Source organism: Sulfitobacter sp. G21635-S1 (genome assembly GCF_027213915.1).
GTDB lineage: Bacteria > Pseudomonadota > Alphaproteobacteria > Rhodobacterales > Rhodobacteraceae > Sulfitobacter.
In genome coordinates this window covers 90,205-111,192 of the sequence record NZ_JAPWGV010000007.1, presented here as the reverse complement: position 1 = coordinate 111,192, position 20,988 = coordinate 90,205, and the positions used below count along the sequence as shown (strand labels likewise).

Sequence of the window (20,988 nt, the reverse complement as noted above, 5' to 3'; positions counted from 1 at the left end):
TCATTGTTCTTTCAAATACACAAAATCGACGGTTGCCGCGTTAACCAGCAGGGGTTGAAGACACGCCAACCTGTGCCGGGCGCAGCAAACGGTCATGCAGCATGAAGCCTTCTGCGGCAACCTGGATGATATCGCCCGCCTTGGTATCGGGAACCGGGGCCTCGAACATCGCCTGATGGTGCTTGGGATCGAAACGATCACCAACTTCGGGCGCGATGACTTCGATACCGTGTTTCTTGAACACGTTCAAAAGCTCGCGCATTGTCAGCTCGACACCCTCAAGCACCGGGCCCGATACGGCGCGTTGTTCTTCGGTTGCCGCTTCCAGGGCACGCTTCATGTTGTCATAGACCGGCAGCATGTCACGGGCGAGTTTCGACCCGCCATAGTTCTCGGCCTCGCGCCGGTCCTTGTCCGACCGCTTGCGCGCGTTTTCGGCATCCGCCAGAGCCCGCATGAAACGGTCCTTCAGCTGATCGCGCTCTGCCCGCAGCTGGTCCAGTTCCAGTGCTTCATCGTCGATTTCCGCCATGCTGTCAGCAAATTCTTCGTCTTCCGCCGCATCAATATCGTCGAGAAAATCATCGTTCTTCGGCTCAGCCATTTTTCCCCTCTAGCTCCGGTCGGAAACCAGTTTTCCGACCAGTTGCGCAGTATAATTTACAATCGGCACAATGCGACCGTAGTTCAGCCGCGTGGGACCAATCACACCGACGGCCCCGATCACCTTTCGATCAGCGTTCATATAAGGGGAAACCACCAGAGAGGAACCCGAAAGTGAGAAAAGTTTGTTCTCTGAGCCGATAAAAATGCGAACACCGTCGCCACCTTCGGCAAGTTCGAGAAATTCGGCGATATCACGCTTCCTCTCAAGGTCGTCGAACAGGGATCTGATGCGCGCCAGGTCTTCCTCTGCCGCGTCGATTCCCAGCAGATGCGACCGCCCTCTGACGATCAGCCGCTCGGAATTTTCGTCGTCCCCGGTCCAAAGCGCCAGACCACTTTCAACCAGTTGCTGCGCCAGAAGGTCGATCTCCTGGCGGCGTTCCGCGATTGTCTGCGCGATGCTGCGCTGCAGCTCGCTCAGGGTCTTGCCCTCAACCAGGGAGTTCAGGAAATTCGCCGCCTCGCGCATCGAACTGGGAGTCTGCCCCGGCGGCGGCGTGAACAGGCGGTTTTCCACATGACCATCCGAAAACACCAGAACAACCAGCGCGCGGTCATGAGACAGTGAAACAAACTCGATGTGCTTGATCGGCGCCTCGTGTTTCGGCGTCAGCACCAGCGACGCGCCCTGCGTGACGCCCGACAATGCCGAACCGACCCGGTCCAGCAGGCCACTGACATCGGAGACGTTGTCGCCAAGGGTTGCGTCGATCTTTTCGCGATCCGTGTCCGTGGGTTCGCCCAGCTCGATCATGCCATCCACGAACATCCGCAACCCCAGTTGCGTCGGAATGCGGCCAGCGCTGACATGGGGAGAGCCCAGAACCCCCATGTATTCGAGATCCTGCATGACATTGCGAATCGTCGCCGCGCTGACCTTTTCGCTGAAATCCCGCGTCAATGTGCGCGAGCCAACGGGATCACCGCTGGAAAGATAGCTTTCGACAACCCGGCGAAACACTTCGCGGGACCTTTCGTTCATTTCTTTCAAAAGATCCGAGGTATCACTCATGCCCCCAATAAAGGTGCCATTGGTGGAAACGTCAATCGGGGTTGCATCATTGCAGTGCTGGACGCTATGCCAAAGGCAGTTCAAAAAGGATCATACATGCGACCTTCAGGCCGGAAACTCGATGAAATGCGCGCTGTCTCTGTTGAGGTCGGCTTTACCAAACATGCGGAAGGATCCGCGTTGATCAAGGTGGGCGATACCCATGTTCTGTGCACCGCCACGATCGAGGATCGGGTGCCGCCCTTCATCAAGGGCTCCGGGCTGGGCTGGGTGACAGCGGAATACGGCATGCTGCCCCGCGCGACCAACACGCGGATGCGCCGCGAATCCGCCATGGGCAAGCAAGGTGGCCGGACCGTTGAGATCCAGCGCCTGATTGGCCGTGCCCTGCGCGCCGGCGTCGACCGCGTGGCCCTGGGCGAACGCCAGATCACAATCGACTGCGACGTGCTGCAAGCCGATGGCGGCACCCGTTGCGCCTCCATCACCGGCGGCTGGATCGCGCTGCGTCTTGCGGTGAACAAGCTGATGAAGGCCGGGGATGTTATTTCCGACCCGCTGGTCGATCCCGTTGCCGCGGTCAGCTGCGGCATCTATGCGGGCCAGCCGGTTCTTGATCTGGACTACCCGGAAGATTCCGAAGCAGGCGTGGACGGCAATTTCATCATGACCGGCAGCGGCAAGCTGATCGAAATTCAGATGAGCGCGGAGGGATCGACCTATTCCCGCGATCAAATGAACCAGTTGATGGATCTGGCCGAAAAAGGCGTTTCCGAACTGGTCGCCATCCAGAAATCCGTCACCGCATGACCCGCAAGTTCACCGAGACCCGGATCCTCTTTGCCACCCACAACGCTGGCAAGCTGGAAGAGGTGCAGCAGCTGTTCGCGCCTTACGGCGTCTCGGTTGTCGGTGCTGCCGAAATGAACCTTCCGGAGCCGGAAGAGACGGAAAATACCTTTGTCGGCAATGCGCGGATCAAGGCCCACGCAGCCACGAAGGCCACCGGCATCCCTGCCCTGTCGGACGATTCCGGAATCGAGGTCGAGGCGCTGGACAATGCCCCCGGCGTCTATACCGCCGACTGGGCCGAAACGCCGAACGGCCGTGATTTTCTGATGGCGATGACCAAGACCCATGACCTGCTGGAGAAGGCAAATGCCCCGCACCCGCGCCGGGCAAGGTTTTGCGCCACGATGGTCCTGGCCTGGCCGGATGGCCACGACGAGGTTTTTGAGGGAACCGTGAACGGCACTCTGGTGTGGCCGATCCGGGGCGAACTGGGGCACGGCTACGACCCGATGTTTCAGCCCGACGGGCATGAACAGACCTTTGCGGAAATGACCGCCGATCAGAAGAACGCCATCAGCCACCGCGCAGATGTCTTCGCCAAGCTGATCACGGGCTGCTTTGACTGAAGACTGGCAAAACGGGGGCTTCGGCCTTTATATCCATTGGCCCTTTTGCGAGGCGAAATGCCCCTATTGTGACTTCAACAGTCACGTCAGCCGCCGGATTGACCATGCCGCTTGGCGCGATGCCTATCTTGTCGAACTGAAGCGCGCGGCCGCCGAAACAAGGGGCCGGGTGCTGAATGCCGTTTTCTTTGGCGGCGGCACGCCCAGCCTGATGGAACCGGAAACGGTCGCAGAGATCATCACGGCGATCCGGGCGCATTGGCCCACCGCAAATGATCTGGAAATCACGCTTGAGGCCAACCCGGGCTCCGTCGAGGCAGGCAGGTTTGCGGCCTTCAAACAGGCGGGCATCAACCGGGTTTCAATGGGCATACAGGCCCTGAACGATCCGGACCTGCGACGTCTGGGGCGGTTGCACAACGTGGCAGAGGCGCTGACCGCTTTTGACATTGCCCGAAATGAATTTGACCGCGTCAGCTTTGACCTGATCTATGCCCGGCAGGACCAGTCGCTGGCGGATTGGGAAGCAGAGCTGAAACAGGCACTGTCCCTCGCGATAGATCATCTTTCTCTCTATCAACTGACGATCGAAAACGGCACGGCCTTTGGCGACAGATACAGCAGGGGCAAGCTGCGCGGCTTGCCCGACGAAGACCTCGGCGCAGATCTGTATAATCTGACGCAGGAGATCTGTGGCACCATGGGCATGCCCGCCTATGAGGTGTCAAACCACGCCCGCGACGGCGCGCAATCCCGGCACAACCTGATCTATTGGCGCTATGGCGACTACATTGGCATTGGCCCCGGCGCGCATGGTCGCCTGACCATCAACGGGCAAAAATGGGCGACGGAATGCTATGGCCAGCCCGACCGCTGGCTGAATGGTGTGCAAGACTTCACAACCGAAAAGCCCCGCAGCCTGTTGTCCGGAAAGGATCAGGCGGCGGAATATCTTCTGATGGGTCTGAGGCTGAAGGAAGGGATCGACCCAAAACGTTACGCCGCCCTAGCCGGAGAGGTTCTGAACCCCTCCGCCCTGGACCACCTAACAGAGATCGGCATGCTCGATCAGGCGCGTGAAAGAATAACCGTTACAGATCAAGGGTTTATGGTCCTGAACTCGGTCATTGAGACCCTTTTGCCCGGTTAGGACCCGCCCAATATGCGGCAAAGCTCATCCAGTTGCTCAAGTGAGTCATATTTGATCGCCAACTGGCCGGATTCCTGCCCCGGCTTGTGATCCAACGTCACCTTCATACCAAGTGAAGCGGACAAATCCCCTTCGAGCGCCCTGGTATCCGCATCCTTTTCCTCCCGCGACGCGGCATTTGACGACGTCTTTGTGGGGGCGGCATCTCCCTTCAGCTCATTCCTGACCAATGCCTCGGCAGCGCGTACAGACAGACCACCTTTGACAATGGCCTGTGCCAACTTCAAAGGGTCCGATGCCGGAATTAGCGCCCTTGCGTGACCCGCGCTGAGGTCGCCGCTGCGCACCATGTCGATCACCGGTTCAGGCAGCGTCAACAGCCGCAAAAGGTTCGCGATATGGCTGCGGCTCTTGCCCAGGGCCTCTGCCATTTTCTCCTGCGTATGGCCAAACTTGTCCATCAATTGCCGGTAGCCTGCCGCCTCTTCAATCGCGTTCAGGTCGGCGCGCTGAATGTTCTCGATGATGGCGACTTCAAGCACTTCGGCATCCGAAAAATCGCGGACGATAACAGGAAGTTCATGCAGCTGCGCCAGCTGCGCCGCCCGCCAACGGCGTTCGCCAGCGACAATTTCAAAACTGTTGTCAGACCGGACGCGCACAATAAGCGGCTGAATCACGCCTTTTTCACGGATTGAGGATGCAAGATCGTTCAAATCCGACTGTTCGAAGTGCTTCCTTGGCTGGTCCGGGTTCGGTGAAATCCGCTCAATCGGGACGAATTGATCTGCCGCTGCAATGCCCTGGGCCGCGACACGCTCCGATTCCGTGACATCCGACATCAGGGCAGACAGGCCTCGACCCAAGCCGCGTTTCCGTTCCTGTTTATCTGCCATGTCGTTTCCTCAGATTGAATTATTATGGATCAGTTCTTTTGCAAGCGCACGATATGCCGATGCGCCTTTTGACGCGCTGTCATAGGTAAGGACCGGCATCGCAAAGCTGGGCGCCTCGCTGACCCGCACGTTCCTTGGAATGACAGTCTTGAAAACAAGATCGCCCAGATTGTTCCGCGCGTCGCTTTCCACCTGTTGCGACAGGTTGTTCCGCCTGTCGTACATCGTCAGAACCACGCCTTCGATGCGCAAATCCTTGTTTCCGCTTTGCCGGACCTCGCGGATTGTCAGCATCAGCTGAGAAAGCCCTTCAAGGGCGAAAAATTCGCTTTGCAGGGGAACAAGGATGGAATGCGCCGCGATCATCGCGTTGACTGTCAGCAGGTTAAGTGATGGCGGGCAGTCGATCAGGATATAGTCCAGAGCAAAGGCGTCCATGGCCGTCTGCCTGAGCGCATCATGCAAAAGAAAGCTGCGTTTTTCATTTGAAATCAGTTCGATATCAGCCGAGCTCAGATCAATTGTCGCCGGGACGATGTACAGACCTTCGAAATCCGTCTCCTGAATGACCTCGTTCAGCGAAATGTCTTCAAGCAGCAGTTCATAGGTCGTAAAATCACGCGCATCGCTTTCCACCCCCAGGCCGGTGGAGGCATTCCCCTGCGGATCCAGATCAACCACAAGCACGCGTTTGCCGGCTTCGACCAATGCAGCCGCCAGATTGATGGAGGTCGTTGTCTTTCCGACCCCGCCTTTCTGGTTTGCAACCGCAATGATTTTCGGCCCTTGGGGACGGGACAGGTCAGACACGCGATACATCCTTGATCAGCAAAATAGCGGCTTCAGCGCTGGTCTTACTCTTAACGGGGTCCAGGGAATATGACCACAATTGTCGTGCGGCTTCATCCTCTTTTCGCCAGTTCTGACCTTTTGGAAAGATAGCTGTCCCGCTCTTTGCCAGGTGCAATTCCGTGAACTCCAGGAGGGCCGGCAAATCGGCCAATGCCCGCGCTGACAGAACATCGGCGCCCAAAGGCGGTAGCTCTTCGATTCGCTCCGCAATCACCTTTGCGTTCAATCCAAGTTCCCGGATTGCGGTTCTCAGAAAGGTTGCCTTGCGCAAATCGCTCTCGACCAGGGTGATCCTGGCCTCCGGCCGCGCCTCTTTCGCGATGATGGCAATGACAATCCCGGGAAATCCGCCGCCGCTGCCCAAATCCACCCAATGTTCAAATTCAGGCGCCAATTCAAACAATTGAGCCGAGTCAGCAACGTGCCGTTCCCAGATGCCATCGACACTGGCCTTTGAAATCAGGTTGATCCTGACCGTCCAGCGTTCAACCAGTTCGGAAAACTGCGTCAGAAGATCCGTTGTTTCACGTGAAACATTCAAGCGGTCCAAAGATGTCATGCCCGCAACCGGTTATCCAGTCGCCGCAGTCGTGACAGCAACAGGGTCAAGGCGGCAGGTGTCATCCCCTCGATCCGCGCGGCCTGGGCAAGATTGGCCGGTTTCGCCTGAATCAGCTTGCCTTTCAACTCGTTCGACAGCCCTTCAAGGGCATTGTAATCAAAATCAACGGGAATCTTGAACCCTTCATCCTTGCGAAGAACATCAATGTCCTTCTGCTGTCTGGCGAGGTAATTGGCATAAAGCGCGTCATATTCGACTTGTTGCTTGATCGACCCGTCGAGCGATTCAAGCTCCGGGAACAGGGGTTCAAGATCGGAGAACGCAACATCTGGAAAGGACAGCAATTGCATGCCGGTCCTACGGCCCCCATCCCGGCTGATCACGACGTCAATATCCGTGAGCTCCTTGGGAGTGAAGCTTCGGCCTTCAAGGATGGATTTAGTCCTGGTCAGGTCGCCGAGTTTTTGTTCAAAAGCCTCTTTTCTCCGATCAGATACGCAACCGATCTCGATGGCCAGCGGTGTCAGCCGCTGATCCGCGTTGTCAGCGCGCAACGAAAGCCGGAACTCGGCCCGGGAGGTAAACATTCTGTAGGGTTCAGTCACACCGCGGGTCGTCAGATCGTCGATCATCACACCGATGTAGCTTTCCGCCCGGCTGAACAGGATTTCAGGCTGCTGCCGAACAGATCGCGCCGCATTCAGACCCGCAACCAGCCCCTGCGCCGCCGCCTCTTCGTAACCGGTGGTTCCGTTAATCTGGCCGGCAAGGAAGAGCCCCTGCACATCTTTAAGCTCAAGACTTGGCTTGAGCGATCGCGGATCGACGAAATCATATTCGATCGCATAACCCGGCTGAAGGATAACCGCCTCCTCCAACCCTTTGATCGAGCGGACATAAGCCTCCTGCACATCTTGGGGCAGCGATGTGGAGATCCCGTTGGGATAGATCGTATGATCATCGACGCCTTCCGGCTCAAGAAAGATCTGATGCGAGGTCTTTTCCGCAAAGCGCACAACCTTGTCCTCGATGGAGGGGCAATACCGTGGACCTGTTCCTTCGATCATCCCACCGTACATCGCTGAACGATCAAGGTTTTTGCGGATGATGTCGTGGGTGCCTTCGTTTGTATGGGTGATCCCACAGGAGATCTGCCGCGCAGTTACCTGATTGGACAGAAAGGAGAACAGCACAGGGTCATCGTCACCCGGCTGCAGCTGCAAATCCGTCCAGTCAATCGTGCGCCCATCCAGACGCGGGGGTGTCCCTGTTTTCAAGCGACCCATGCGCAGATCAAACTGGTCAAGCCGCTCCGCCAGCCGAACCGAGGGGCGATCGCCCATTCTGCCGCCGGAATGCGATACGTCGCCGATATGAATAAGCCCGCGCAGGAAAGTCCCGGAGGTGAGGATAACTGCACCAGATTGCAGCTTGGCGCCCGTCGCCAGTTCAACACCGGTAGCTCTTTTCCCTTCCATGATCAGATCGACAACTTCACCTTCCACAATGGTCAGATGCGGTTGATTTTCAGTCTCCCGCAGCATCGCTTGCCGATACAGCTTGCGATCCGCCTGGGTTCTGGGCCCCTGAACCGCCGGGCCTTTCCGCCGATTCAGCAGGCGGAACTGAATGCCTGCCTCATCCGCGACACGGCCCATCACGCCGTCCATCGCGTCAATTTCGCGAACAAGATGCCCTTTTCCAAGACCGCCAATGGCCGGGTTGCAGGACATGACGCCGATATCCTCACGCCGCATGGTGACAAGTGCCGTCTCCGCACCCATACGCGCAGCAGCATGTGCCGCCTCCGCGCCAGCGTGGCCACCGCCAATGACAATCACATCAAAATGTTTCACGTGAAACACTCCATCATTTCCCAATGCAGAAATTCGCAAAAATCTCGTCGAGGAAGTTTTCAACATCTACCCGGCCAATCAGGCTTTCCAACGCCTGAATCGCCAACCGCAATTCCTCTGCTGCGAAATCATACTGGTCCGCGCCGCCCGAAGCCATCACAATTGCAGATTGGAGGGATTCCCGCGCATGTAGCAAGGCGACGCGATGCCGTTCCTGGGTGGCAAGGCCAGCATTCTGCACGCGGCCTTCCAGGATGGACTGAATCTTCTGGATCAAGGCGGACAGGCCCTCGCCGGTTCGGCCTGAAATCGCGCCGGTCTTGTCCTGCCTCATGTCCGCTTTTGGCAGCACCTGAATGTCATCCGGCAAAGGTTGCACCATCAGCTTTTCATCTTCCTCACAGAGGAACACCCGCAGATCTGCCGCCTCGCTCCGCGCCACAGCCCTTTGAACACCGATCTTTTCAACGCTGTCCTCCGTCTCCCTCAGACCGGCGGTGTCGAGGAAAGTCACCGGCAGACCGCCGATATCCATGCGCACCTCGATCACATCCCGGGTCGTGCCGGCAACCTCTGAGGTGATCGCAGCATCCCGGCCGGCGAGGGCATTCAGCAAGGTCGACTTCCCGGCGTTGGCAGGACCGATGATTGCCACCTCGAACCCCATCCGGATTCGCTCAGCCGCGCCAACCCCGGCGATTTCGGCGTCAATGCCTTGGATGACCCCCTGCAGCAATGCTGTAACTTCCGGCGTGACGTCAATCGGCACGTCTTCATCGGCAAAATCAATGGTAACGGTCAAAAGCGAGGCGGATCTGATCAGATCCAGGCGCCATTGCTCTACCCGTTCACCAAGTTTTCCTGAAAATCCAAGCATGGCCTGCTTGCGCTGCGCTTCGGTCTCCGCATCGATCAAATCGCCCAGACCCTCGATCTGCACCAGATCCAGACGGCCGTTCTCAAGCGCGCGTCGTGAGAATTCGCCAGGTTCGGCAAGACGGGTATTGGGGAAGGCGCCCAAACACCGCAGCACTGCGCGGATGACCGCGATGCTGCCGTGCAGGTGAAATTCAACAACATCCTCACCGGTGAAACTCTGCGGTCCGGCAAAGCGCAGGACAAGCGCCTGATCGAGAAGAGAGCCGTCCGGCCCATGCAGGTTGCGAACAGCAGACCGCCGCGGCTCCGGCAGGGAACCGGCCAGGGATTCACCTATGGCGAAGGCGTCCGGGCCAGAAACCCGGACAACCGCAACCCCTGCCCGGCCCATGACAGTTGCCTGGGCGAAAATCGTGTCCATTTCACTTAACCTATTGTTATTAAATAATAACTCAGGTGTTCATTGAATCAAAGAAATCCGAGTTCGACTTGGTTTGCTTCAGTTTGCCGATCAGGAACTCGATGGCGTCGGTGGTGCCCATCGGGTTCAGAATCCGGCGCAGGACAAAGGTTTTCTGCAGATCGATCTTCTCGACCAGCAGGTCTTCCTTACGGGTGCCCGATTTGAGAATGTCGATGGCCGGGAACACGCGTTTGTCCGCAATCTTGCGATCCAGAACGATTTCAGAGTTACCCGTGCCTTTGAATTCTTCAAAGATCACCTCGTCCATCCGGCTGCCGGTGTCGATCAGCGCGGTTGCGATGATGGTCAGCGATCCGCCCTCTTCGATGTTCCGGGCCGCCCCGAAGAAACGCTTGGGGCGCTGCAGCGCGTTCGCGTCCACACCACCGGTCAGAACCTTGCCGGAGGACGGCACCACGGTGTTGAACGCACGGCCAAGGCGGGTGATGGAATCGAGCAGGATCACCACATCGCGCTTGTGCTCGACCAGCCGCTTTGCCTTTTCGATCACCATCTCGGACACGGCAACGTGGCGTGTTGCCGGCTCATCGAAGGTGGAGGAGACAACCTCACCCTTGACCGACCGCTGCATGTCGGTGACTTCCTCGGGCCGTTCGTCGATCAGCAGAACGATCAGGTAGCATTCCGGATGGTTCTTCTCGATCGAGTTGGCGATGTTCTGCAGCAGAACCGTCTTACCTGTCCGCGGCGGGGCAACGATCAGGCAGCGCTGGCCTTTGCCGATGGGCGATACCAGGTCGATGATCCGGGCTGACCGGTCCTTGACCGTGGGGTCGTCCACTTCCATCGTCAGGCGCTCATCCGGATAAAGCGGTGTCAGGTTCTCGAAAGCGACCTTGTGGCGCGCCTTCTCCGGTTCTTCAAAGTTGATCTTGGTCACTTCGGTCAGGGCAAAGTAACGCTCGTTGTCGTCAGGTGCCTTGATCAGCCCTTCGATGGTGTCACCGGTCCGCAGCGACCATTGGCGGATCATGTCGGGCGACACGTAGATGTCATCGGGGCCCGGCAGATAGTTCGCCTCTGGTGACCGCAGGAAACCGAAACCGTCCTGAAGCACCTCAAGCACACCATCACCCGAGATTTCCCAGCCTTCATCCGCGCGTTCGCGCAGGATCTGGAACATCATCTCGCCCTTGCGCATGGTGGAGGCGTTTTCGATCTCAAGCTCTTCGGCCATGGCGAGAAGGTTCTTGGGCGTCTGCGCCTTCAGATCGGCAAGGTTCAGTGTATCTGTTGTCATGGAAAATCCCGTTCAGCGGCAACACGCAGGGCGTTGGCTGGTCATCATTGCAATGTTGAAGCTAGGCAATCACCCCGGACGGGGCGTTGCGATGGGATATAGGGCCGGGCAGGCGCGGAGTCAATCAGCTCAGAACTTCACGACCACCGAAAGGACAATCACGATCATCAGAACGGTCGGAACTTCGTTCATCAGCCGGTATTGCCGTCCCGTGAACTGGTTCCGCCCCTCGCCAAACTCCCGCATCCGCGCCATCAGCCATTCATGGAAACCGGTCATCGCGATGACGCAGGCCGCTTTCGTATAGGGCCAGATCGCCGACCAATCCACGATCCCCGGTGTGAAGACAAGGGCAAGGCCGAAAACCCAGGTTGCGATCATCGCCGGTCTCATGATCACCGTTGCCAGCTTGAATTCCATCTGGGTGAAAATGTCGTGGGTGCTGCCGCTCAATCCCGCTTTCTCGGTATGATGGACAAACAGACGCGGCAGATAGAACAGCGCAGCCATCCATGAAATCACGGAGATGATGTGCAGCGATTTGGTCCAAGGGTAGGCGAGGGCTAGAAGGTCAGACATATCCCACTCCGGTTTCTGTGCCCTTCTAATAATAATAAAGAAAAGAAGAAAGATGATGTAGTATGTAGGGAGCCGGGAAACTGTGGATTACTCTCTTTCACCCGCAGATGTCCCCAGTCGGATAACGGTTCAGGCGCTGTGTGCATAACATCTCGTCAAGAGCCAAAAATCACTCCTGAATCTGCTATGTGACCTGTCTCACCGGGTTTGGCCCTGTGGATATCCATAAGGACAATTTTAACGAAAACCGATTCCTCCCGGATCCGGACTTGTCCTTTTCCACGCGGGAACTTTTACGGCATAAGGCGGCGAGATCGTCGGAGAACCCGCTGTTTGCGGGTGGGCTGTCGCTCTCGGTAAAAAGTCCTTAATTACTCCTTAACGTCTTACACAGGGTTATCCCCATGTCTCAGCCGATCATACTGGCATCCGGATCGTCCATCCGCGCGAAACTGTTGCAACAGGCCGCCGTCCCTCATTCGGTCGAAACTGCCCGGATCGACGAAGAGATGATCAAGTCCGCGCTTATCGCCGAAGAGGCGCCGCCGCGCGACATCGCTGATACGCTGGCCGAAATGAAGGCGCGCAAGATCAGCGACAAACATCCTGATGCGCTTGTCATCGGATGTGATCAGGTCCTGGATCACCGGGGAAAGCTGCTGTCCAAGCCCGACAGTCAGGAGGATGCGATCCGCCAGCTTACCCAGCTGCGTGGGGACCGGCACATGTTGTTGTCCGCGGCTGTTATCTGCGAGGGCGGAAAACCGATATGGCGGCATGTCGGGCAGGTCAGACTGCGGATGCGGGACATTTCAGACAGCTATTTGGACGATTACGTGACCCGCAATTGGGAGAGCATCCGACATGCCGTCGGATGTTACAAACTGGAAGAGGAAGGATCGCGATTGTTCACCTCCATCGAAGGGGATTACTTTCACGTTCTGGGTATGCCATTTTTGGAACTCCTGAACTATCTGGCCTTGCGCGGAGACCTTACGACATGACATTGCCGAAAATACCGCTTGCAGGCGTGATTGGATCACCGATTGCACATTCCAAATCGCCGCAATTGCAGGGGCATTGGCTGAAAACATATGGAATTCCAGGGTATTACATCCCCATGGATGTCTCTGTTCAGGATCTTGAGACCGTTGTCCGGTCGCTGCCAAAGATGGGTTTTGTCGGTGTGAATGTCACCATTCCCCATAAGGAAGCGGTGATGGAGATAGCTGATCTTGTGACAGATCGCGCAATCCTGATTGGTGCGGCGAATACGCTGATCTTTCGCAAGGATGGCAAGATTCATGCAGATAACACAGATGGTTACGGGTTTATCGAGAACCTGAAAGCAGGTGCCCCCAACTGGAACCCCAAGTCCGGCCCGGCGGCGATCCTGGGTGCCGGGGGCGCGGCACGGGCGGTGATTGCATCGCTGCTGAATGCCGGCGTGCCCGAGATACTCCTTTCAAACCGTACCCGCGTCAGGGCGGAGAAGCTGAAATCCGATTTCGGCAGCAGAATCCGTGTCTATGACTGGGTTCAGGCAGGCAACATGCTGGATCATGCGCATCTTGTCGTGAACACGACGTCGCTCGGCATGATCGGCAAGGGCGAGATGCGGGTGCCGCTGGACGGGCTGCAGCCCGGTGCGGTGGTGACCGATCTTGTATATGCCCCGCTGAAGACCCGGCTGCTTGAAACCGCCGAACAGATGGGATGTGTCACTGTTGACGGTCTGGGGATGTTGCTGCATCAGGCCGTGCCGGGGTTTGAACGCTGGTTTGGCAAACGCCCGGAGGTGGACCGCGCAACCCGTGCGGCCGTTCTGCGCTGATGTTCGTACTTGGTCTGACCGGGTCCATTGGCATGGGCAAATCCACGACCGCCCGCATGTTCGCTGATGAGGGCTGTGCCCTCTGGGATGCGGATGCAGCCGTACACAGGCTTTATGATGTGAATGGCGCGGCGGTGGCCCCGATACAGAAGGTCTTTCCGGATGCTGTTCAGGATGGCGCGGTTTCGCGGCTGATCCTGAAAGAGATCATCAGCCAGACGCCGGACGCCCTGAAAAAGATCGAAAGCATCGTGCATCCGCTTGTCGCGCAGGATCGTGCCGTGTTCCTGGAGCAGGCAACGGCGGATATTGTGGTTCTGGACATCCCCCTGCTATTCGAAACCGGAGGACAGGCGCGGGTCGATGCCACGGTCTGCGTTTTCGTCGATGATGAGACACAGCGGCAACGGGTGCTGGAACGCGGTACGATGACCCCTGCCCAGTTCGAAGCCATCAAGGCGAAACAGATGCCGGCGGCAGAAAAACGCGCCCTAGCGGATTATGTGATCGAAACGGATACGATCGAACATGCAAGAGCGCAGGTGCAGGATGTCGTGAAGGACATTCGGGAGAGGTTGAAAAATGCGTGAAGTTGTCCTTGATACGGAAACCACGGGTTTCGATCCCGAGACAGGCGACAGGATCGTCGAAATCGGCGCGGTTGAACTGATGGGCCATATGGCCACGGGCCGGACCTATCACCAATACATCAACCCCGAGCGCGCGATGCCTGACGAGGCTTTTCAGGTACATGGGCTGGGCGATGATTTCCTGCGGGACAAACCCAAATTTGCGGAGATCGGTCAGGCGTTCCTGGATTTCATCGGCGATGCCAAGCTGGTGATCCATAACGCCGCTTTTGACATCAAGTTTCTGAATGCAGAGTTGAAATGGATGAACCTGCCGCAGATCCCCTGGGAGCAGGCCATAGACACGCTTGCCATCGCCCGGAAAAGGTTCCCCGGCTCGCCCGCGTCCCTTGATGCGCTGTGCCGGCGTTTCAACATAGACAATTCATCGCGGACCCTTCACGGGGCGCTTCTGGACAGTGAAATTCTGGCGGAGGTCTATCTTGAACTGATCGGCGGGCGGCAGCCGGATTTTGCGCTATCGGCAAAGCCGGAAGCGGCGTCAGGGGAAACGCAGGCCGAATGGACCCCGAAGCCAAGGGCAAATCCCCTGCCCTCCCGATTGTCGGAAAAAGAGGCCGCCGCCCATGCCGAGTTCATCGGCAAGCTGGGCGGCGACGCCATGTGGGGTAAGGGTTAGGCGTCTGCCTTGGGCGGCGTTTCGGCCTGACGGCGCGCAACCTCGTTGCGGTACATCGACATGAAGTCGATGTTTTCCAGGTTCAGCGGCGGGAAGCCGCCATCGCGCGTGATGTCGCTGACGACGCGGCGCAGGAACGGAAAGATCATCCGTGGGCATTCGATCAGCAGGAACGGGTGAATCTGGTCGTCCGGCACGTTCTCGATGTGAAAGATGCCGACATAATCCAGCTCAAGCACGAAAAGCGTCTGATCGCCGCCCTTGTTCTTGGAGGTGATATTCAGCTTGATCGCGGATTCGAACTGGTGATCTGCCGGGCGCTTTTTCGCATCCAGATTGACTTGTACCTGCACATCGGGCTGCACATCTGTGGGTGCCCCTTTCTGTGCCATGATGTTCTCGAATGACATGTCACGGATAAATTGGCCCAACACGCGCATTGTTGGTGCGGTTGGTTGTGCAGCTGCTTCTTCGGCCATGGAAATTCCCTCGGTAATATTGGTTGGACCCGCACTTATCAGGTTGCGCGAGTGCCCTCAATGCCTTCGCTATGGCTTGGTCCATCCCGATGGCTTTTGTGACCCCTGATCGGACTGCGGGATCTCGTGATAGTCGCCGTCGATCACATCGCCGCCCCTTGTCCGGTGTGGATCCGGGCGCGGGGCTCCATGGGTGGAAAAGCTCTGGACATGGACGCGGGCGCGCAGAAACTCGAACGCGGCCTTGCGCACGCCGGGGATCAACAGGGAAAAGCCGACCGCATCGGTGAAAAACCCCGGTGTCAGCAACAAAGCGCCGGCGAAAAGGATCATTGCACCATGCGCCAGAGGTTCGGTCGGATCGCGCATGTCAGAGAAGGAACTGCGCAGCTGGCTCATCGCGATGGCACCCTGTGACCGGGCCAGCGACGCACCCAGAATGGCCGTGATCACAACGATGGCCAGGGTCCAGCCCAGGCCGATGGCACCACCGATCTGGATGAACAAGGTGATCTCGATCAGGGGGACGGCGAGGAATGCGATCAATAGCCACATGTGAAAGGTTCCTTATATGGGGGGCAGAGTGGACTCGCCCCGGTCAAGCACCTACATAAGTCTTCAGCCATCGTGTTTCCATGTTTTCACCCCAAGAGGTTCCAATGAATTCACCCATGATACAGCTACTGGTCTTGGCCGGCATTGCGGTATTTCTCATCCTGCGCCTCAAGAATGTGCTGGGCACCCGTGAAGGGTTTGAAAAGCCGCCTGTTGCTGACCAGACCTCGCAGCGGCGCGGCGGCCCCGCACTGGAGGTGATCGAAGGCGGTCCGGATCTGGATATTGCGGACCATGTTCCCGAAGACAGCGATGCGGGCAAGGCGCTGGCACGGATGAAGCGGATTGAACCCTCCTTTGGTGTCAGCGATTTTCTGGGCGGCGCGCGCGGTGCCTATGAAATGATCGTCATGGGTTACGAAAAGGGCGAACTGGCGCAGATCCAACCCTTCCTGAGTGAAGAAATCTATGAAAGCTTTGTCGACGGCGTGGCCGCGCGCGAGGATCAGGGCCTGACCATCGAGGCGAATTTCATCGGTGTCCGTGAGACAGAATTGGTAGACGCAAGGCTTGACGACGCTACAAATGAAGCGGAACTTAAAATTCGCTTTGTTGCCGAACTTACCTCGGCTGTCCGCGATGCGGGCGGTGATATTATCGAAGGCAGCACGAAAGAAATTAAGCGCCAGAAAGACACTTGGGTTTTTGCGCGCATCATGGGCTCGGATGATCCGAATTGGATGCTGGTTTCTACAGACGGCTGATCCATGCGGTTCTTGCATTGGTATGGACGGGGGTTGCAACAGTGACCCCCGCTTCTGCGAGTGATGTTTCCTATAAGGTGATGGAGTTCGATCAGCTGGTTGGCTGGGCCGATGATGACCATGCCGCAGCGCTCAAGACCTTTCTGAACACCTGCCGGGATCTGGAGGATCTGGATTGGACCGCCGTTTGCAGATTTGCGCAGACCAACCCCGAACCGCGCCAGTTCTTCGAGCTGTTCTTCAGGCCCGTGCTGATCGACGACGGGCAGGATGCCCTGTTCACCGGGTATTTCGAGCCCGAGCTTGACGGTGATCTCTATCGGTCCGAGCGCTTTCGCTATCCGATTTACAAGATGCCGAATGAGGCTCTGGCCCAGAGCCCCTGGCTGACCCGCCGCGAGATTTTGGACGGCGATGTGATGGCGGGCCGGGGTCTGGAAATCGCCTGGGTCGATGACCCTGTTGAATTGTTTTTTCTGCAGATCCAGGGTTCGGGCCGCATCAGGCTGCCGAATGGCAAGTATATCCGGGTCGGGTATCGCGGGGCGAATGGCCATCCTTACAAATCCATCGGGGTGGAACTGGTCCGCCGTGGCGTCTACCAGCCGCATCAGGTCAGCGCGCAGGTGATCAAGAACTGGGTACGGCGAAATCCGGAGGACGGACGCGAACTGCTGTATCACAACCCGTCCTATGTCTTTTTCCGCGAGGTCAGCAAGGTCCCGGCGGATCAGGGGCCGCTGGGCGCCATGAACCGAAGCGTGACCACCCTGCGCTCCATCGCTGTCGATCCGGCCTACGTCAGACTTGGTGCGCCGGTCTGGATCGAGAAAGAGGGCGAGAAACCTCTGCATCGCCTGATGATCGCGCAGGATACCGGATCGGCGATCAAGGGCGCGCAGCGCGCGGATATCTTTTTTGGCACCGGGGATCAGGCCGGTCTGGCGGCTGGCAAGCTGCGTGATCCCGGCCGGATGATGGTGCTGATGCCGATCCAGCGCGCCTATGCCCTGCTGCCCGAAAGCGCGATATGAAGCGCAGCTCCCGGAAACCGCGTTTGAACGACGACGACCTGGAATTGTGGCGTCGGGTGACCGAGCGCACCGAAAAGCTGGACCTGAAATCGCTTTTCATGCCGGAAATCGACGCCCCGCCGCCGTCACCCGCTGCACTGAAAAGGGGCCGATCCGCGCTTTTGGGAAAACCCATGCCAAAGCCGCGCCGCAGGACGTATGATCTGATGCCTTCCCTGCCCGATCAGGTCCGGTCGGCCCCGGTGCAGATGGACAGCAAATCCTTTGGCAAGCTGAAACGCGGCAAGCTGCGGCCGGAAGGACGGATCGACCTGCACGGCATGACACTGGACCGGGCGCATCCGGCGCTCATGCACTTCATCCAGACGTCACATCGCAATGGCAAACGTCTGGTCCTTGTGATCACGGGAAAGGGCAAGCAACGGGACGATGGCGGGCCAATCCCGGTCCGCTACGGCGTGCTGCGCCACCAGGTCCCGCAATGGCTGTCGTCCCCGCCGCTGTCATCCGTCGTGCTGCAGGTCGCCCAGGCGCATATCAGCCACGGGGGCAGCGGTGCCTATTATGTCTATCTCCGGCGGCAGCGCTAGGCTCTGGACCCATTAATCTTATGTGCTCAGTTTGACAGATTTTTTCGTAGACCAGGAACATCTGCGCAGGAATAGTGGTTCTATTCCAAGCAGATGTGACGCAGACTGCGGGAAAATCCGTCAAACCCGAAGGGCGGCGATTTCACTTCATTTCAACGTCTTGGGTCGCTTGCAAATAGAACCACTATTGGCTGCACGCCCCAAACCATTGAAATTTCGCGAAATCGCCGCTGAGCATATAAGATTAGTGGGTCCAGAGCCTAACGCCCAAGCGTCGGATAATATCTGATGATCCCATAGGTCGCGAGCCCGGCGGCAATCACGTAATATACGGAAATCGGCAGCATCTGTTCGGGAAAGGTGATCCCCAGATCAATCAGCAGGCCCGTGACACCGGGCCCGATTGCCGATCCGAAGACCATCAGCGCGGCGGCCACCGATTTGATCGACCCGATGTAGCGGGTGCCGTAATATTCGGCCCAGAAAGTCGAGGTGGCGGTGCTCTGCATCCCCTGCCCCAACCCGAATATGACCAAGCCGACCCCGGCCATGAAAATCGTATCGGCATAGGCCAGCACCGCGAAAGACGCCGCGAAGGGCAACATCTGGAACGGAACGATGCGGCTGACCCCGAAGCGGTCGATGGCCCAGCCAGAGACAAAGGTGGTTGCAACCGAGGACAGCGTATAGATCGGCATCAGGGCGACGAAGGCGACCAGTTCCCACCCCTTGACCTCGACCAGATGGACCTGCTGAAAAAACAATGCCGTACCCCAGGCCGATGGTCCGACGATCATCGGGATCATCAGAAAGAACAGGCCCGAGCGCAGCATCTGCGCCCGTGTCCAGTGGGTTCCGTTCATGCCGGCAATCTGTGCTTCATCCGCCATCGACTGTGGCGTGCGTTCCTGGCGCAGCAACAGCATGATGACAGGAATTGTCAGGATTATCAGCGCCGCCGCCAAGATCCACAGGCTGCGCCACTGCGCCACGGCGAAGAGCCCGACAAAGACAACCGGCAAGACGGCCTGCCCCGCGGCAAAGCCCATGGACGCAAGCGAAAGCGCCTTGCCGCGCGTCGCCTCGAACCAGCGGACCATCGCCACAGCACCCAGTTGCGACATCATCCCCTGCCCGGTCAAACGCAGGGCGAATATGAGAAAGACCAGCAGAATCCAGGATGTATTCACGGCCATCAGGACACAGGCCAGGGCCAATCCCAGCATCACGCACAATGCAAGCACTCGCACCCGAAACCGGTCTGTCAGGACACCGGCCCAGACCATGGTAATGGCGGACAGCGTCGTGCCGATGGTATATATCCCGCCCCACTGCCCATCGCTGAGGCCGAAGTCGGCCTTTATCTCGCCGGCGAAGAGCGAGATGAAATAGGTCTGGCCGTAGGATGAGGTGAAGGTCAGCAGGAAACCTGCCAGCAGGAAGAGCCAGTTGAGACGCAGGAATTGAAGATAGTTCATGCCCCTTCATCCACGGGGCATGAGAAAATGAAAAGCCCTAAAACGCGTCAGAGCACGTAGCGGCTGAGGTCGGCTGATCGGGTCAATGCGCCCAGGTTCTTCTCGACGAAATCGGCGTTCACCTCGATCTCTTCGCCGCCCCGGTCCGGCGCGGTAAAGGACAGTTCCTCGAACACCCGTTCCATCACCGTATAGAGCCGCCGCGCGCCGATGTTCTCCACCGACTGGTTCACATCCGCGGCGATCTTGGCCAGCGCGGCGATGCCTTCGGCGGTGAAGCTGACCTTGACCTCTTCGGTGCCCATCAGCGCGGTGTATTGCAGCGTCAGCGCGTTATCGGTTTCGGTCAGGATGCGCACGAAATCCTCTTCGGTCAGGGCGCGCAGTTCGACGCGGATCGGCAGGCGGCCCTGCAGTTCCGGCAGCAGGTCCGATGGTTTTGCGATGTGAAATGCGCCAGAGGCAATGAACAGGATATGGTCGGTTTTCACCGGCCCGTATTTCGTGCTGACCGTGGTCCCCTCGATCAATGGCAACAGATCGCGCTGGACGCCTTCGCGGCTGACATCGCCGCCGCGCGCGTCCGAACGGGCGCAGACCTTGTCGATCTCGTCCAGAAAGACGATGCCGTTCTGCTCAACCGCTTCAATCGCGTTGCGGGTGACGGCCTCATCGTCCAGCAGCTTGTCGGCCTCTTCGCCGATCAGGATGTCATAGCTTTGGGAAACGGTCAGACGCTTCTTGGTCCTGCGCCCGCCCATTGCCTTGCCGAACAGGTCGCCGATGTTCATCATCCCGGCACCCCCGCCTGGCTGGCCGGGGATATCCATCATCTGGAACGGGTTGGTGGTATCTGTGACCTCAAGGTCGATGATCGTATCGTCCAGCTCTCCGGCTTTCAGTTTCTTGCGAAACATCTCGCGGGTGCCGTCACGGGCATCTGTCCCTGCGATGGCGTCGATCACGCGATCCTCTGCCGCTTGATGCGCAGCGGTCTTGACGTCTTCGCGCATGTGTTCGCGGGTCATCGCGATGGAGGAATCCAACAGGTCGCGGATGATCTGTTCCACGTCCCGGCCGACATAGCCAACTTCGGTAAACTTTGTTGCTTCGACCTTGAGGAAGGGGGCGCGCGCCAGTTTTGCCAGACGGCGGCTGATTTCCGTCTTGCCGACGCCGGTGGGGCCGATCATCAGGATGTTCTTCGGATAGACCTCGTCGCGCAGATCATCGGCCAGCTGCTTGCGCCGCCAGCGGTTGCGCAGCGCCACGGCGACGGCACGTTTGGCGTCGTTCTGCCCGATGATGAAGCGGTCGAGCTCGGAAACGATCTCGCGGGGAGTAAGGTCGGTCATTTTGGCTCCGTGACTGTGTTACGTTGACATAAGTGT

Annotated in this window: 23 protein-coding genes; 10 read left to right on the top strand and 13 right to left on the bottom strand. The window is 58.1% G+C overall.

Annotation, left to right across the window (positions count from 1 at the left end):
- Window positions 1-40: 40 nt before the first annotated feature.
- The gene (locus O4H53_RS09380) at window positions 41-604 is read right to left on the bottom strand and encodes a nucleotide exchange factor GrpE (RefSeq protein WP_269363211.1); all 564 of its coding nucleotides are present in this window, start codon (window positions 602-604) and stop codon (window positions 41-43) included.
- Window positions 605-613: 9 nt separating this feature from the next.
- Window positions 614-1,678, bottom strand: a complete 1,065-nt coding sequence (gene hrcA, locus O4H53_RS09375) for a heat-inducible transcriptional repressor HrcA (RefSeq protein ID WP_269363209.1) — start codon at window positions 1,676-1,678, stop codon at window positions 614-616.
- Window positions 1,679-1,774: 96 nt separating this feature from the next.
- Here hrcA and rph point away from each other — a divergent pair, with 96 nt between their 5' ends.
- From rph to hemW, 3 genes are read left to right on the top strand one after another with little or no spacing between them, the layout of a single operon-like run.
- Window positions 1,775-2,488: a ribonuclease PH gene (gene rph, locus O4H53_RS09370; protein WP_269363207.1), complete on the top strand. Its 714-nt coding sequence runs from the start codon at window positions 1,775-1,777 to the stop codon at window positions 2,486-2,488.
- Window positions 2,485-3,096, top strand: a complete 612-nt coding sequence (gene rdgB / locus O4H53_RS09365; protein WP_269363205.1) for an RdgB/HAM1 family non-canonical purine NTP pyrophosphatase — start codon at window positions 2,485-2,487, stop codon at window positions 3,094-3,096. Before rph ends, rdgB begins: the two co-directional genes overlap by 4 nt.
- Window positions 3,089-4,246: a radical SAM family heme chaperone HemW gene (gene hemW / locus O4H53_RS09360; protein ID WP_269363203.1), complete on the top strand. Its 1,158-nt coding sequence runs from the start codon at window positions 3,089-3,091 to the stop codon at window positions 4,244-4,246. The genes rdgB and hemW overlap by 8 nt, the downstream gene beginning before the upstream one ends.
- Here the strand turns inward: hemW and O4H53_RS09355 are convergent.
- The 7 genes from O4H53_RS09355 to O4H53_RS09325 all read right to left on the bottom strand — a co-directional run bounded on the left by O4H53_RS09355 (window position 4,243) and on the right by O4H53_RS09325 (window position 11,594).
- The gene (locus O4H53_RS09355) at window positions 4,243-5,142 is read right to left on the bottom strand and encodes a ParB/RepB/Spo0J family partition protein (protein WP_269363202.1); all 900 of its coding nucleotides are present in this window, start codon (window positions 5,140-5,142) and stop codon (window positions 4,243-4,245) included. The genes hemW and O4H53_RS09355 overlap by 4 nt on opposite strands.
- Window positions 5,143-5,151: 9 nt before the next feature.
- On the bottom strand, window positions 5,152-5,952 hold the full coding sequence (locus O4H53_RS09350; RefSeq protein ID WP_269363200.1) for a ParA family protein: 801 nt from the start codon (window positions 5,950-5,952) through the stop codon (window positions 5,152-5,154).
- Entirely contained in the window at window positions 5,945-6,553 is a 609-nt protein-coding gene (gene rsmG, locus O4H53_RS09345; RefSeq protein WP_269363199.1) for a 16S rRNA (guanine(527)-N(7))-methyltransferase RsmG, read from the bottom strand. The genes O4H53_RS09350 and rsmG overlap by 8 nt, the downstream gene beginning before the upstream one ends.
- On the bottom strand, window positions 6,550-8,412 hold the full coding sequence (mnmG, locus tag O4H53_RS09340; RefSeq protein WP_269363198.1) for a tRNA uridine-5-carboxymethylaminomethyl(34) synthesis enzyme MnmG: 1,863 nt from the start codon (window positions 8,410-8,412) through the stop codon (window positions 6,550-6,552). The genes rsmG and mnmG overlap by 4 nt, the downstream gene beginning before the upstream one ends.
- 13 nt (window positions 8,413-8,425) lie before the next feature.
- Window positions 8,426-9,712, bottom strand: coding sequence for a tRNA uridine-5-carboxymethylaminomethyl(34) synthesis GTPase MnmE (gene mnmE, locus O4H53_RS09335; protein WP_269363196.1), 1,287 nt, complete (start codon window positions 9,710-9,712; stop codon window positions 8,426-8,428).
- A gap of 31 nt (window positions 9,713-9,743) precedes the next feature.
- On the bottom strand, window positions 9,744-11,015 hold the full coding sequence (gene rho / locus O4H53_RS09330; protein ID WP_114274041.1) for a transcription termination factor Rho: 1,272 nt from the start codon (window positions 11,013-11,015) through the stop codon (window positions 9,744-9,746).
- Between the two features lie 129 nt (window positions 11,016-11,144).
- Window positions 11,145-11,594: a CopD family protein gene (locus O4H53_RS09325; protein WP_269363195.1), complete on the bottom strand. Its 450-nt coding sequence runs from the start codon at window positions 11,592-11,594 to the stop codon at window positions 11,145-11,147.
- 404 nt (window positions 11,595-11,998) lie between these two features.
- Here O4H53_RS09325 and O4H53_RS09320 point away from each other — a divergent pair, with 404 nt between their 5' ends.
- From O4H53_RS09320 to dnaQ, 4 genes are read left to right on the top strand one after another with little or no spacing between them, the layout of a single operon-like run.
- A complete protein-coding gene (locus tag O4H53_RS09320) occupies window positions 11,999-12,598 on the top strand; it encodes a Maf family protein (RefSeq protein WP_269363193.1) in 600 nt (199 codons plus the stop codon).
- Window positions 12,595-13,428, top strand: a complete 834-nt coding sequence (locus tag O4H53_RS09315) for a shikimate dehydrogenase (protein ID WP_269363192.1) — start codon at window positions 12,595-12,597, stop codon at window positions 13,426-13,428. The genes O4H53_RS09320 and O4H53_RS09315 overlap by 4 nt, the downstream gene beginning before the upstream one ends.
- Window positions 13,428-14,018 carry a dephospho-CoA kinase gene (coaE, locus tag O4H53_RS09310; protein WP_269363191.1) on the top strand — a complete coding sequence of 197 codons (591 nt, stop codon included), beginning with the start codon at window positions 13,428-13,430 and terminating at the stop codon, window positions 14,016-14,018. Before O4H53_RS09315 ends, coaE begins: the two co-directional genes overlap by 1 nt.
- Window positions 14,011-14,697 carry a DNA polymerase III subunit epsilon gene (dnaQ, locus tag O4H53_RS09305; protein ID WP_269363189.1) on the top strand — a complete coding sequence of 229 codons (687 nt, stop codon included), beginning with the start codon at window positions 14,011-14,013 and terminating at the stop codon, window positions 14,695-14,697. The genes coaE and dnaQ overlap by 8 nt, the downstream gene beginning before the upstream one ends.
- Here the strand turns inward: dnaQ and secB are convergent.
- Together secB and O4H53_RS09295 are read right to left on the bottom strand one after the other, a co-directional pair.
- Complete coding sequence (gene secB / locus O4H53_RS09300) at window positions 14,694-15,194, bottom strand: protein-export chaperone SecB (RefSeq protein WP_443069597.1); 501 nt, start codon at window positions 15,192-15,194, stop codon at window positions 14,694-14,696. The genes dnaQ and secB overlap by 4 nt on opposite strands.
- A 51-nt stretch (window positions 15,195-15,245) precedes the next feature.
- On the bottom strand, window positions 15,246-15,731 hold the full coding sequence (locus O4H53_RS09295) for an FxsA family protein (protein ID WP_269363186.1): 486 nt from the start codon (window positions 15,729-15,731) through the stop codon (window positions 15,246-15,248).
- Between the two features lie 104 nt (window positions 15,732-15,835).
- On the opposite strand from O4H53_RS09295, the gene O4H53_RS09290 reads away from it, so the two are divergent.
- The 3 genes from O4H53_RS09290 to O4H53_RS09280 all read left to right on the top strand — a co-directional run bounded on the left by O4H53_RS09290 (window position 15,836) and on the right by O4H53_RS09280 (window position 18,119).
- Window positions 15,836-16,495: a Tim44/TimA family putative adaptor protein gene (locus O4H53_RS09290; protein WP_269363184.1), complete on the top strand. Its 660-nt coding sequence runs from the start codon at window positions 15,836-15,838 to the stop codon at window positions 16,493-16,495.
- An 80-nt stretch (window positions 16,496-16,575) separates the two neighbouring features.
- Window positions 16,576-17,529 (top strand): murein transglycosylase A, encoded by a 954-nt coding sequence (mltA, locus tag O4H53_RS09285; protein WP_269363351.1) that lies wholly within the window; start codon window positions 16,576-16,578, stop codon window positions 17,527-17,529.
- The gene (locus O4H53_RS09280; RefSeq protein WP_269363182.1) at window positions 17,526-18,119 is read left to right on the top strand and encodes a Smr/MutS family protein; all 594 of its coding nucleotides are present in this window, start codon (window positions 17,526-17,528) and stop codon (window positions 18,117-18,119) included. The genes mltA and O4H53_RS09280 overlap by 4 nt, the downstream gene beginning before the upstream one ends.
- A 260-nt stretch (window positions 18,120-18,379) precedes the next feature.
- Here O4H53_RS09280 and O4H53_RS09275 read toward each other — a convergent pair whose 3' ends face one another.
- Window positions 18,380-19,597 carry an MFS transporter gene (locus tag O4H53_RS09275; protein ID WP_269363180.1) on the bottom strand — a complete coding sequence of 406 codons (1,218 nt, stop codon included), beginning with the start codon at window positions 19,595-19,597 and terminating at the stop codon, window positions 18,380-18,382.
- 47 nt (window positions 19,598-19,644) lie between these two features.
- Window positions 19,645-20,952, bottom strand: coding sequence for an ATP-dependent protease ATPase subunit HslU (gene hslU / locus O4H53_RS09270; protein WP_269363178.1), 1,308 nt, complete (start codon window positions 20,950-20,952; stop codon window positions 19,645-19,647).
- Window positions 20,953-20,988 lie beyond the last annotated feature (36 nt).

Bases quoted from the DNA above. Each gene is read 5' to 3' on its own strand.
- O4H53_RS09380 (WP_269363211.1), bottom strand. From the start codon at position 604: ATGGCTGAGCCGAAGAACGATGATTTTCTCGACGATATTGATGCGGCG.
- hrcA (WP_269363209.1), bottom strand. From the start codon at position 1,678: ATGAGTGATACCTCGGATCTTTTGAAAGAAATGAACGAAAGGTCCCGC.
- rph (WP_269363207.1), top strand. From the start codon at position 1,775: ATGCGACCTTCAGGCCGGAAACTCGATGAAATGCGCGCTGTCTCTGTT.
- rdgB (WP_269363205.1), top strand. From the start codon at position 2,485: ATGACCCGCAAGTTCACCGAGACCCGGATCCTCTTTGCCACCCACAAC.
- O4H53_RS09355 (WP_269363202.1), bottom strand. From the start codon at position 5,142: ATGGCAGATAAACAGGAACGGAAACGCGGCTTGGGTCGAGGCCTGTCT.
- rsmG (WP_269363199.1), bottom strand. From the start codon at position 6,553: ATGACATCTTTGGACCGCTTGAATGTTTCACGTGAAACAACGGATCTT.
- mnmE (WP_269363196.1), bottom strand. From the start codon at position 9,712: ATGGACACGATTTTCGCCCAGGCAACTGTCATGGGCCGGGCAGGGGTT.
- rho (WP_114274041.1), bottom strand. From the start codon at position 11,015: ATGACAACAGATACACTGAACCTTGCCGATCTGAAGGCGCAGACGCCC.
- O4H53_RS09325 (WP_269363195.1), bottom strand. From the start codon at position 11,594: ATGTCTGACCTTCTAGCCCTCGCCTACCCTTGGACCAAATCGCTGCAC.
- O4H53_RS09320 (WP_269363193.1), top strand. From the start codon at position 11,999: ATGTCTCAGCCGATCATACTGGCATCCGGATCGTCCATCCGCGCGAAA.
- O4H53_RS09315 (WP_269363192.1), top strand. From the start codon at position 12,595: ATGACATTGCCGAAAATACCGCTTGCAGGCGTGATTGGATCACCGATT.
- coaE (WP_269363191.1), top strand. From the start codon at position 13,428: ATGTTCGTACTTGGTCTGACCGGGTCCATTGGCATGGGCAAATCCACG.
- dnaQ (WP_269363189.1), top strand. From the start codon at position 14,011: ATGCGTGAAGTTGTCCTTGATACGGAAACCACGGGTTTCGATCCCGAG.
- O4H53_RS09295 (WP_269363186.1), bottom strand. From the start codon at position 15,731: ATGTGGCTATTGATCGCATTCCTCGCCGTCCCCCTGATCGAGATCACC.
- O4H53_RS09290 (WP_269363184.1), top strand. From the start codon at position 15,836: ATGAATTCACCCATGATACAGCTACTGGTCTTGGCCGGCATTGCGGTA.
- mltA (WP_269363351.1), top strand. From the start codon at position 16,576: ATGGAGTTCGATCAGCTGGTTGGCTGGGCCGATGATGACCATGCCGCA.
- O4H53_RS09280 (WP_269363182.1), top strand. From the start codon at position 17,526: ATGAAGCGCAGCTCCCGGAAACCGCGTTTGAACGACGACGACCTGGAA.
- O4H53_RS09275 (WP_269363180.1), bottom strand. From the start codon at position 19,597: ATGAACTATCTTCAATTCCTGCGTCTCAACTGGCTCTTCCTGCTGGCA.
- hslU (WP_269363178.1), bottom strand. From the start codon at position 20,952: ATGACCGACCTTACTCCCCGCGAGATCGTTTCCGAGCTCGACCGCTTC.